Origin of the sequence: Microbacterium sp. K2, from assembly GCF_051365005.1 — a bacterium.
In the GTDB taxonomy this organism is placed as follows: domain Bacteria; phylum Actinomycetota; class Actinomycetes; order Actinomycetales; family Microbacteriaceae; genus Microbacterium; species Microbacterium foliorum_B.
This window is the reverse complement of sequence record NZ_JBLWII010000006.1, coordinates 59,853-71,167: the sequence shown is the minus strand read 5'-3', so window position 1 is coordinate 71,167 and position 11,315 is coordinate 59,853. Positions and strand designations below refer to the sequence as shown.

The window sequence follows — 11,315 nt, the reverse complement described above, 5'->3', positions numbered from 1 at the left end:
TCAGGAGCGGAAGCGGTGCGCGGACGGCGTTCCCGCTCTCGCCCGTCGCCGGCGATGCGAGTCAGGCGGGAGCGTCGCTCGTCGCCAACGACCGGAACACCTCGGCATACCGTGCGGCGGTTGCGCCCGCGTCGCGCCTGCTGAGATCGGGATGTTCCGAGCGCGGCGTGTTACGGACCGCATCCACGACTTCGTCCAGCCGCTCGGCGGTCACTGCCCCCGCGTGGTGATGCACCCAGCCGGACCCGACTTCTTCCGCCAACAGGCGGGTGGCCGCCGACTCAGGAACGAGGACGGGCCTGTCGAGGCTCAGCGCGAGCATGAGCATGCTCTCGTCCACCAAAGTTGCGTTGTCGGGAAGAATGACCAGCTCAGAAGCGCTGATCTCGTTCACCATCATCGCGTCGGAGACGAGACCGGTCACCGCCGATACACGCTCAGGGTGACGACCCAGGACCTTCTCGAGCAACGCATCGAGGGCCGCATTGGGCTGCCCCATCACGCGGAGGGAGAGGCCCGGAGTATTGGTGAGCGGAAAGATCTTCAGCGGGCCGGCCGCCACCTTGACGAGGCGATTCGGTGAGATGGCGAGGAGTCGACCAGGGATCTGCTCCTTGCGCGGGTACCCGACGAAACGATCACGATAGTGCGCATGAGGGATGACGGTCGTGCGCCCGGGGGCAGGGGTCGAGGTCGCCTCGTCGAGGACGATGAACATCGCTGTGGCATCGTCGAACGCGCGACGCCACTCGGCGCCCGCACCCTGGTGGGGACCGTACAGCGTCTGGACGAGGGGAAGCTCGCGTCGTCGCAGCTCAGCGACGACCGCCTGTGCGATGTCGGCACGCTCGTCGTTCGTCGTGCCCGCTCCGCCAAGCAACCGGACCGCCTGGTTGACGTGGACGACATCCACGTCCAGGTCTCTGAGCTCGCGCGCGAAATGGGAGAACTTGATGCCGTCGACGCCTTCACCGATGATCTGATCGATGTAACTGACGTTGGCTTGCGGTGAGCGGTGATCCGTCAGCACCACGAGGGGATCGATTCGACTACCGGGATTCGCAAGACGCACTCGACAACTATATGCTGGACCGTGATGAGCGCCAACAGACCCCAGGATCTCTTCTTCCACCTGGCGGGGCAGGACGACAACCTCGGCGACTCGGCCCTCCGGCTCGCTTATCTCAACGCCGCTCGCGGCGAAGGCCGGCGCCTGCACATCTACTTCGGTGCAGCCACCCCCGACTACACCTCCGGCTTCGCGCTCGGCAGGCGCGACCGCATCTACACGCACCGGCCGACCTGGCTGGCCGCCGGTGATGCCGCGCGTCGTGGAATTCACTTCCTCAACGCGGGAGAGATCAATCCGCCGCCAGGACTGTTCCCGAACATCCACCGCACCCGCGAGCTGCGCCGCACCGTCGACGCCGGCGGCGTGTTCATCGCGGCCGGTTTCGGGATCAAGGACCCCTCGTCGATCGAGCAAGTGGAGTTCGACGATGTTCTTCGCAACGCGGCGATCGTCTCCTGGCGCGATACTCCTTCTCGTGACGCCGCAGGATTCGGCGACGTCGCACCCGATTGGGCGTATTCCCTCGGAACGCCGACGAGCCAATGGACACCGGCGGATGAGCGTCCTCTGCTCGCGGTGACGCTCCGATTCGATCGTCCGTGGCCGGGTTCGCGATGGATCGCATCCGTCCGCGATCTGGCTTCGCGCACGTCGACGCGGATCGTCACTCTCGCTCAGGTCTCGCGCGACGCACCTCGGGCGGTCCGTCTCGCCGAGGAACTCGGCGGCGAGTACCTGATGCCTCCCAGCATGGACCATGCCACTCTCGACGCGCATGCACGCGGCGCGTTCAAGATGTCCCGATTCGTGGTCAGCGATCGAGCGCACGGCCTCATCATCGCGGCATCCGAGGGAGCATATCCCATCGGCTCGGGCGCCGACCCGCAGAAGATCCATCGCCTCCTGGCCACCGCCGGTCTCGGCGAGCTCGTCGGGCGCTACGACCAGATCGATGAGTTCTCAGCACGGCTCGACGAGCACCTCCCTCTGCTCGCGCCGTCGATCGACACCGCGCGCGATGAGTTGGCAGCGCTGACCAAGCGAATCCACGACGTCATCGACGCCGACTGACACGGCCCTTCTCACCGTTCCCATCGCCGACGGGCCCCGGATGGAGAGCGGCAGGAAGACAGCGACGGGCGCCCTGCAGGTGGCGAACCAATATACTGCACTAATGGTGTTGACCGTCGGCGACCGATCCAAGATCCATCAGCGCGTCTCTTTCTCCCACAGCGACGATCGCCCGATCACGATCGGCGACGGGGCGAACTTCTACCGAGGCACCGAGATGCTCGGCCCGGTCACGATCGGGAACAACGTCTTCATCAACAGAGACGCGTACATCCGCCCCAACACGTCCATCGGCGACGGCGTGCGGATCGGCCCCTTCGTTCGCCTCATCTCGGACACTCACGAAGTGGGCCCGCCTTCCCGCCGCGCGGGCAAGTCCCGATTCGATCCGATCGTGATCGGCGCAGGAACATGGATCGGGGCATCGGTGACGGTATTGGGCGGCGTCACCATCGGCGAGGGATGCATCATCGCCGCCGGCGCGATGGTGACCAAGGACGTTCCGGACAACACCCTCTACGGCGGGGTCCCCGCTCGGTTCATCCGCGATCTGCCGATCGACGATCGATCAGGAGGGTCCGCCCGCACTGCCTCGACGGAACCGACCGACACAGCGTCGTAGCGCCACCAGCCGACAGGTGCTCCAGTCCTGATCGGAGCACCAGTCGGTTCTCCGATCAGGCAGCGGTCAGCGTTCTCGAACCATCTTGTTGAACTTGTGCGCCGTCGGCCGCAAGCCCGGCATGATCTTCAGGACCACGCGCCCGAGCGGCCGGATCATGCCGACGAGCAGCGGATCCGGTTGTACCGGAGGGGCGGTCTTCGCTCGCGTCGACGCCTGAGCGGACGGCGACGGACTCGTCGACTGCCGTGAGATCCTCGCCGCAGTCGGTGTCGCACTCTGAGTCCGCTCCCCCGCCTGTCTCGTCGCGCTCTTCTCCGCGGCCTTGGCCGCGATCCTCGCTGCTTTCCTCGCAGCCGCCTTGGCTGCGACTGCGGCCGCCTTCTTGGTCGCCGCCGCTTCTGCGGTGGCCTTCCTCGCGGCCGCGACTGCCGCCGTCTTCTTCGCCCTGAGACCGGCGTTGCGCTCGGTGAAGAAGATGAGCAGATCGATCAGGCGTTGTGCATCGTCGAGCGTGGGCTCAGGTGAGAAGGCAGCAGGCAGCTCTCCTTCGACGAGCTGACGGTACGTCTGACCGAAATCGAAGTCGCGCTTCCTCTTGGCCACCGCCAGGGATTCACGGGAGAGCTCGTCGTAGCGATCGGGACTCTCGACGATCGCGACGACCTCACGTGCGAACGCCGCCGGGGTGGCCTGAGGAACGCTCACGATCCCCCCGTTGTCGGCAGCGAGAGCCAGCCAGGGCATGTCGTACATGACCACGGGAAGGCCTCGCGCCTGAGCCTCGAGAATCGTCAGGGGATATCCCTCGATGACGCTGGTATTGACGAAGATATCCGCGGCATCGATGGCGGAGAGCAGATGCTCGCCGTACAACGGTCCCGGGACCGACACCTCCTCCAGCCCGAGCTTGCGGGCCTCTGCCTCGAGCATGTGCGGTTCCGTCTCCGCCCACCCCGGCCCGATGATCTTCATCTCGAAGGCGACGCCGAGCTTCCGGAGTTCTGCCGCCACGAGCAGAAGTTGGCGGACCTGCTTCGTGTGCTGTTCGAGACGCCCCCACCAGAGGAGTCTCACCGGGCGTCCCTGAGGCGCCGTCTTGACGATGTTCTCGATCGGCGCCTCCAGGATCATCGGAGACGGCGGATTCGGGAGATACGCCACATGTCGAATGCCACGAAGCTTCCAGAATGCGACGTCAAGCGGTGAGAGAGTGATGAGCTGAGCGAGCGCGCCGAGATGATCGGTCATCAGGGAGGTGAGGTCGTTGAGGTCGTAGACCGGCCTGGCAGCGAAGTTGTGGACCCATCCGATGGTTGCTGCCCCCAGTGAACGCGCGATAAGCGCGTACGCAGGCCAGTCCCTGCTGTAGAGGATCTGATGGTCGATCACGAGATCGATGGACTCCCGACGACAGATCTCGCCCCATTGAGTGACCTGTGAGAGGAGGCTCCCCTCGCCGATCTCGACGAACTTCGCGCCGTACGGGACTGCGTCCGCCGAGCTGCCCGGCCGTCGCGCTGCGATCGTGACGTCGTATCCTGCGTCCAGGAGAACTCTGGCCTGCGTCAGGAGAACGCCGGACACCCCGCCTGTCGTGAGCGACTTCGTCGTCAGCAGTACGCTGCGGATCGGGCGGCTGCCGAGCTCGATCCGATCGCTGCTCTGCGCCAGGAGCGCGAGCGCCCCGGGGCAGAACCCCGTCGCCGCCAGAACCACATCCTCTTCGGAGACGCGCTCGCGCAGCAGCCCGAGGCAGTCGGCCCGAACGCCCTCCGCTGTGTTGTTGATCAGGTAGTTGAGCAGGTTGCCGATCACCGACAACCTGGCGGACGCATAGCTGTCCATGAGGGGATCCGGGTCGATCCGCTTGCGCGCCTGCTCGCGCACCGCCGGAGCGATGCTGTCGATCGAGTCGATCGCGCGCAGGTAGAACTCGAACTGCGAAGCCTCCTCGACGCGGTGTCCGCTGATTCCTCGGCCGAAGTTGTAGCGGTACAGCTTCGCTGGCAGTGAGACGTACCGCTGCGCCGCCGCGATCGCAAGATATGCGATGGGCAGATCATTGGCTCGGTAGAGCTCGAGGTCGGGTGAGAGCTGCGCATAGGCGACACGGAGCAGACCGACGTGAAAGAGGTAGCGCCAGATCTGCCCGCGCGCGGGCACTCCGACGGGGAAGAGACTCGGAAGAATGGCATCGTTCTCGAGGAGCTCGTGGGATGGCTGCAGCCGCTTCTCGAAGCCCCCACCGCTGCGCCCGTCTGGAGTCACGACCTCGACACCGAAGCCGACGAGATCCGCACTCGTCTTCTGCGCCTCAGCCGTGGCCTTCTCAGCGGCATCCGGAGCGAGCTCGTCGTCACCGTCGAGGAACAGCACATACGGAGCCGTCGCGGCCATGATGCCCGCTCGTCGAGCCTGGAAGGCCGAGCGATTACGGTCGAAGGAAACGAGGCGGATGCGCGGGTCGACGGCCTGGTAACGCTCGACGATCTCGCGGCTGCGGTCCGTGGAAGCATCGTCTACACAGATGATCTCGATCGCGCTCAGCGTCTGACGCATGCAGCTTTCGACTGCCGCGGCGATCCATTCCTCGTCGTTGTACATGGGGATGATGATCGACACATGAGGAGTCGGCAGGAGAACAGGGGATTGCATACCAGTATTACTCTCGCTTCACAGCTCAGCGTCGGCACCCGATCGAGGCCGTTGGACGGTCGGATCAATCCTAACCACGTTGAGTGTCGGTCGTGTTTCGTGTCCGTCCGGCGGGGGATGCGCCCGCTCAGTGCATCACGCGTCGGTGGACCAGAGCTCCTGGTCCTCGAACACGATGTATGCCTGTTGGGTGATCACATTCGCATAGGCGGTTCGGTTCTTTCCGTTCGCCGGCAAGATGGTGATCTCCCCGAGGACCGGGCCGCTCGGCGTGTTGAAGAGATCGACGCGACAGAACGCTCCCACCTCACTGCCCAGCCGCTCCGCGACGCTGATCATTTCGCTCAGGTTGTCGGGCTCGCGCATCGCGTTGCCCAGGGTCCGGCCCAACTCCAGCGGGTGCGGCAGAGGGCGCCACGTGACCGAGTAGGGCCGTCTGGATGGTCCAGGGTAGTTGCGGTCGAACACTTCGAGGAACCCGGCGATGCCGCGGAACACGTAGAACTTGTAGTCAAGGGGTATGACGTTCGCTTCCGGCGCGAAGCGGTCCGCGACGAACTCCTCGACGATGTACATATCGACCCGGTCCGTCTCGCTCGCGAGCTTCAGCCAGCTCGCCACGATGCGATCCGGCGAGATGGGTTTGCCGGTGAACACGTTGACACCGCTGGATACGGCAAAGACTCCCTTTGCCGATGCCAGACCGTCAGGCTTGGCCACGTAGCGCTGCGGAAGGTCGAGCCGCAGCAGCTCCTCCGGGTCCGAGAAATGTGCGATCTGACGTGGAATCTCGACGAGGTTCTCACGTGCGAACGCGTGCATCGCGTCCTTCTTTTCCAGCCGACTCTGCCAGAAGGAATGGTTGCCGCTTTCGAACCACTCATGGCGCCGGTCGGTCATCAGCTGCTCGAATGTCTTCACGCCGGTGTAGCGCGACACGGCTTCGACCAGTCCGGTATCCACGCCGAACAGGTCACGGTTCAACCGAAACTTCGCGCGCGCCATTCCGATCGCTTCGTCGATCTCGCCGGCACTCGCACGCGCGAGAATGCTCCGGAGTTCGTCGTCGACATCACCCTCCACGCTGGGAATGTCATCCGATGCCAGAACCCACGGCTTGCCCGCCGGTGTCGCGAACGCCAACCGGGTCGTCGCCAGAGTGCGAGTGGCCGTCGCCTGTCCATCGGTCGCCACCATGGCTCGTACGGTGAACTGCTCCTCATCACCGGTGAGCAGCGAGGCAGGCAGCACGAATCGAAACCCGATCGAAGGGTTGCGCCCTTCCTCTGTCGCCAGATCTTTTCTCTCTCTGTCCGCTACTACTGAGCCGAGCCGCCGGGACTCCGCGAAGACCTCGACGACCACCGGTACGCTCGGAGCGTCGTCATCGACGGCCCAGCCTTTGAGGAAGTCGCCCACGACTCCGTCCAGATGTACTCGTACAGTCATTCTGAAGCCCTACGTAATTGGAGAAGCTACCGGTTCGCCCAGACTATCGGACGCGCAGAGTACGACCCCGATCTACACAGGAATCCGCACGGTAGGCGCGTCCCCGGTCTCCCAGAAGTCCGCGTCCAGCACGCGGGTCACCGGATCAGGCTCCTCGGCCCACGCCGGCGCAGACTGCACCGGCGACGCCTGACGAGCGGCCGCACGCGCCGCGTTCTGGCGCTGCAGTTCGGCTGCGGCGGCGCGACGCTCCCACAGCTCGCGTTCGATCATGGTGCGGTCGCGGGCGTGGATCATCGCCCTCAGGATCATCGCCAGCAGCAGACCCCCGTATCCGCCGATCGTGTTCGCGAGCACGTCGAGCACGGTCGATACGCGCTCATCGAGGGCGACGCCCTGCGTGAACTCGATCGCCCCTGAGAAGGCGGGAAGGAGGAAGATCGCGAGCCACCATGCCTTGCGGGCGAGTGCCAGACCGAGCAGGAAGCCGAGCGGCACGAACATGCCGATGTTCGCCACGAACTCCAGCTCGTTGTAGCCGAACCGTTCGGGCACGCCGAGGTTGTGCAGCGCACGGAGCACCCGCGCTGCGATGCTGTCGAACTCGAGCTGCTCAGGCTGCGGCCACATCGTGACCAGCAGAACGAACGCGGAGTACACGACGAGCAGCAGTGTCGAGATCCACAGCCGCGCATGGCTTCGCGGCGGCGGGGGGCCTACCTGGATCTGTGTCATGGTCGCGTTCCTCTCTCATGCCCGAGGCCGGGCGACAGCATTGCCCGCGGCGGGCTCGGGCAATGCTATCCATCGCGAATCACGTCTCACCGCGAAGTCGCCCAGAAACGCACGTCTACACGATCTGTCCGCGCCCGGGTACGACAAAGGGGCCGGACCCGAAGGCCCGACCCCTGTGCCAGAAAGCAGATGCTTACTTGATGATCTTCGTGACCGTACCGGCGCCGACGGTGCGTCCACCCTCACGGATGGCGAAGCCGAGGCCCTCTTCCATGGCGATCGGCTGGATCAGCTCGACCGTCACGTCAGTGGTGTCGCCGGGCATGACCATCTCGGTGCCCTCAGGCAGCGTGATGACGCCGGTGACGTCGGTGGTGCGGAAGTAGAACTGCGGGCGGTAGTTCGTGTAGAACGGGTTGTGACGCCCACCCTCATCCTTCGACAGGATGTACGCGGTACCGGCGAAGTCGGTGTGCGGCGTGACCGAACCCGGCTTGACGATGACCTGACCGCGCTCGACGTCCTCACGCTTCGTGCCACGGAGCAGGAGACCACAGTTCTCGCCGGCCCATGCCTCGTCGAGCTGCTTGTGGAACATCTCGATACCCGTGACCGTGGTCTTGACGGTCGGACGGAGTCCGACGATCTCGACCTCGGAGTTGATGGCCAGCGTGCCACGCTCGGCGCGGCCGGTGACGACGGTTCCACGACCGGTGATCGTGAAGACGTCCTCGACGGGCATCAGGAACGGCTTGTCCTTGTCGCGCACGGGGTCGGGGACGTTCTCGTCGACGGCCTCCATGAGGTCGAGGATCGACTGGACCCACTTCTCGTCGCCCTCGAGGGCCTTGAGAGCGGAGACGCGGACGACAGGAGCGTCCTCTGCGAAGCCCTGCGATGCGAGCAGCTCGGAGACCTCGAGCTCGACGAGCTCCAGGATCTCCTCGTCGTCGACCATGTCGGACTTGTTCAGCGCGACGAGCAGGTACGGCACGCCGACCTGCTTGGCGAGCAGAACGTGCTCACGCGTCTGAGCCATCGGGCCGTCGGTGGCGGCGACCACGAGGATCGCGCCGTCCATCTGAGCAGCACCGGTGATCATGTTCTTGACGTAGTCGGCGTGGCCGGGGGCGTCAACGTGCGCGTAGTGGCGCTTCGGGGTCTCGTACTCGATGTGCGAGATGTTGATGGTGATTCCACGCTGGCGCTCTTCCGGCGCCGAGTCGATGGAAGCGAAGTCGCGCTGCACGTTGGTGTCAGACGGGAACTTGTCAGCAAGCACCTTCGAGATCGCTGCGGAGAGCGTGGTCTTGCCGTGGTCAACGTGACCGATGGTTCCGATGTTGACGTGCGGCTTGGTCCGCTCGAACTTGGCCTTAGCCACTGGGTCCTCCTCAGGACGTCATGTAGAGGGTGCCGGGCACTGGTTTGCGACCGGTTCTCTACGGGTGTGAATCTCAGTTTAGTAGAGAGGGAATGTGAAGTTGTAGGTGACCTGGGAGCCGAGCCGGAACCCGGCTCCCAGGAAAGTGTTACTCGCCGCCCTGGTGCTTCTGGACGATCTCGTCGGCCACAGCGCGGGGAACCTCAGCGTAGCTGTTGAACTCCATCGAGTAGACGGCGCGACCCGAGGTCTTCGAGCGCAGGTCACCGATGTAGCCGAACATCTCGGACAGCGGGACGTGTGCACGGACGACCTTGACGCCTGCGGCGTCTTCCATCGACTGGATCTGGCCGCGACGCGAGTTCAGGTCGCCGATGACGTCGCCCATGTACTCCTCGGGAGTACGCACCTCGACCGCCATGAGCGGCTCGAGGAGCGCCGGGTTCGCCCGACGCAGGGCTTCCTTCATACCCATCGATCCTGCGATCTTGAACGCCATCTCCGAAGAGTCGACGTCGTGGGCCGCACCATCGACGATCGTCGCCTTGACGCCGACGATCGGGTAGCCGGCGAGCACGCCGACGTTCATCGCATCCTGGAAGCCGGCATCGATCGAGCCGATGTACTCACGCGGGATGCGACCACCGGTGACCGAGTTGACGAATTCGTACGTCTTCTCGTCGTCGAGGTCGAGCGGCTCGATGTTGAACTGGATCTTCGCGAACTGACCCGAACCACCGGTCTGCTTCTTGTGCGTGTAGTCGTACTTCTCGACGGCCTTGCGGATCGTCTCGCGGTACGCCACCTGCGGCTTGCCGACGTTCGCCTCGACGTTGAACTCGCGCTTCATGCGGTCGACGAGGATGTCGAGGTGCAGCTCGCCCATGCCCTTGATGGTCGTCTGACCGGTCTCGGGGTTGAGCTCCGTGCGGAAGGTCGGGTCCTCCTCAGCGAGCTTCTGGATGGCGACACCCAGCTTCTCCTGGTCGGCCTTGGTCTTCGGCTCGATCGCGACCTCGATGACGGGCTCGGGGAACGTCATCGACTCGAGGACGACCGGCGAGGTCGGGTCGGTGAGAGTGTCACCGGTGGTGGTGTCCTTCAGACCGATGACGGCGTAGATGTTGCCCGCCGTGACCGAGGGAACCGGGATCTCCTTGTTGGCGTGCATCTGGAAGATCTTCCCGATGCGCTCCTTCTTGCCCTTGGTCGAGTTGACGACCGCAGCGCCGGAGTCGAGCTGGCCCGAGTAGACGCGCACGTAGGTCAGACGACCGAAGAACGGGTGCACCGCGACCTTGAACGCGAGGGCCGCGAACGGGTCCTTCGCGTCGGGGTGACGCTCGATGATCGTGTCGTAGTCCTTGGGGTCGTGCGCCTCGATCGAGCCCACGTCGAGCGGGTTCGGGAGGTAGTCGACGACGGCATCCAGCATCGGCTGCACACCACGGTTCTTGAACGCCGAACCGCAGAGGACCGGGTAGATCTCGGAAGCCACGGTGAGCTTGCGGATCGCGCCCTTGATCTCGGCGACGGTCAGCTCTTCGCCACCGAAGAACTTCTCGAGCAGAGCGTCGTCGGTCTCGGCGACGGTCTCGAGGAGCTGCTGACGGTACTCGTCTGCCTTCTCCTTGAGGTCGGCCGGGATCTCCTGGATCTCGTAGGAGGCGCCCATGGTGACGTCACCCTTGGAGTCACCGGCCCAGACGAGCGCGCGCATCTCGACGAGGTCGATCACGCCGATGAAGTCGTTCTCCGCACCGATGGGCAGCTGGATGACCAGCGGCTTGGCGCCGAGGCGGTTGATGATGGTGTCGACGGTGAAGTAGAAGTCCGCGCCGAGCTTGTCCATCTTGTTGACGAAGCAGATGCGGGGGACGTTGTACTTGTCGGCCTGACGCCACACGGTCTCGGACTGGGGCTCGACGCCCTCCTTGCCGTCGAACACCGCGACAGCACCGTCGAGGACGCGGAGCGAGCGCTCCACCTCGACCGTGAAGTCCACGTGACCGGGGGTGTCGATGATGTTGATCTGGTTCTTGTTCCAGTAGCAGGTCACGGCGGCAGACGTGATCGTGATGCCGCGCTCCTTCTCCTGCTCCATCCAGTCGGTGGTCGAGGCACCGTCGTGGGTCTCGCCGAGCTTGTGGTTGACGCCCGTGTAGAACAGGATGCGCTCGGTGGTGGTGGTCTTGCCGGCATCGATGTGAGCCATGATGCCGATGTTCCGAACCTTGCTCAGGTCGGTGAGCACGTCTTGTGCCACAGGAGTGTCCTTATCTTTTTGGCAGTCGTACTGCGAAGAGGGGGTGCCTGCCCCCGGC

At 64.6% G+C, this 11,315-nt stretch carries 8 protein-coding genes; 2 read left to right on the top strand and 6 right to left on the bottom strand.

Going from position 1 to position 11,315, the window contains the following annotated elements:
- Positions 1-61: 61 nt before the first annotated feature.
- Positions 62-1,132, bottom strand: coding sequence for a hypothetical protein (locus ACLKOY_RS15375; RefSeq protein WP_436454432.1), 1,071 nt, complete (start codon positions 1,130-1,132; stop codon positions 62-64).
- On the opposite strand from ACLKOY_RS15375, the gene ACLKOY_RS15370 reads away from it, so the two are divergent.
- Together ACLKOY_RS15370 and ACLKOY_RS15365 are read left to right on the top strand one after the other, a co-directional pair.
- On the top strand, positions 1,097-2,143 hold the full coding sequence (locus ACLKOY_RS15370; protein WP_436454431.1) for a polysaccharide pyruvyl transferase family protein: 1,047 nt from the start codon (positions 1,097-1,099) through the stop codon (positions 2,141-2,143). The genes ACLKOY_RS15375 and ACLKOY_RS15370 overlap by 36 nt on opposite strands.
- Before the next feature lie 103 nt (positions 2,144-2,246).
- Entirely contained in the window at positions 2,247-2,765 is a 519-nt protein-coding gene (locus ACLKOY_RS15365; protein WP_290159118.1) for an acyltransferase, read from the top strand.
- A 66-nt stretch (positions 2,766-2,831) separates the two neighbouring features.
- Here the strand turns inward: ACLKOY_RS15365 and ACLKOY_RS15360 are convergent, their stop codons facing one another.
- The 5 genes from ACLKOY_RS15360 to fusA all read right to left on the bottom strand — a co-directional run bounded on the left by ACLKOY_RS15360 (position 2,832) and on the right by fusA (position 11,257).
- The gene (locus ACLKOY_RS15360; protein WP_436454430.1) at positions 2,832-5,390 is read right to left on the bottom strand and encodes a glycosyltransferase; all 2,559 of its coding nucleotides are present in this window, start codon (positions 5,388-5,390) and stop codon (positions 2,832-2,834) included.
- 168 nt (positions 5,391-5,558) lie between these two features.
- Entirely contained in the window at positions 5,559-6,842 is a 1,284-nt protein-coding gene (locus ACLKOY_RS15355) for an ATP-grasp fold amidoligase family protein (protein WP_436454429.1), read from the bottom strand.
- A 102-nt stretch (positions 6,843-6,944) separates the two neighbouring features.
- On the bottom strand, positions 6,945-7,607 hold the full coding sequence (locus ACLKOY_RS15350) for a VanZ family protein (protein WP_436454428.1): 663 nt from the start codon (positions 7,605-7,607) through the stop codon (positions 6,945-6,947).
- 193 nt (positions 7,608-7,800) lie between these two features.
- Positions 7,801-8,991, bottom strand: coding sequence for an elongation factor Tu (tuf, locus tag ACLKOY_RS15345; protein WP_042538710.1), 1,191 nt, complete (start codon positions 8,989-8,991; stop codon positions 7,801-7,803).
- Between the two features lie 148 nt (positions 8,992-9,139).
- Positions 9,140-11,257 carry an elongation factor G gene (gene fusA / locus ACLKOY_RS15340; RefSeq protein ID WP_363574668.1) on the bottom strand — a complete coding sequence of 706 codons (2,118 nt, stop codon included), beginning with the start codon at positions 11,255-11,257 and terminating at the stop codon, positions 9,140-9,142.
- Positions 11,258-11,315 lie beyond the last annotated feature (58 nt).

What these genes read in the sequence shown, in the direction of transcription:
- ACLKOY_RS15370 (WP_436454431.1), top strand. Translation starts at nt 1,097, where the DNA reads ATGAGCGCCAACAGACCCCAGGATCTCTTCTTCCACCTGGCGGGGCAG.
- ACLKOY_RS15365 (WP_290159118.1), top strand. Translation starts at nt 2,247, where the DNA reads ATGGTGTTGACCGTCGGCGACCGATCCAAGATCCATCAGCGCGTCTCT.
- ACLKOY_RS15350 (WP_436454428.1), bottom strand. Translation starts at nt 7,607, where the DNA reads ATGACACAGATCCAGGTAGGCCCCCCGCCGCCGCGAAGCCATGCGCGG.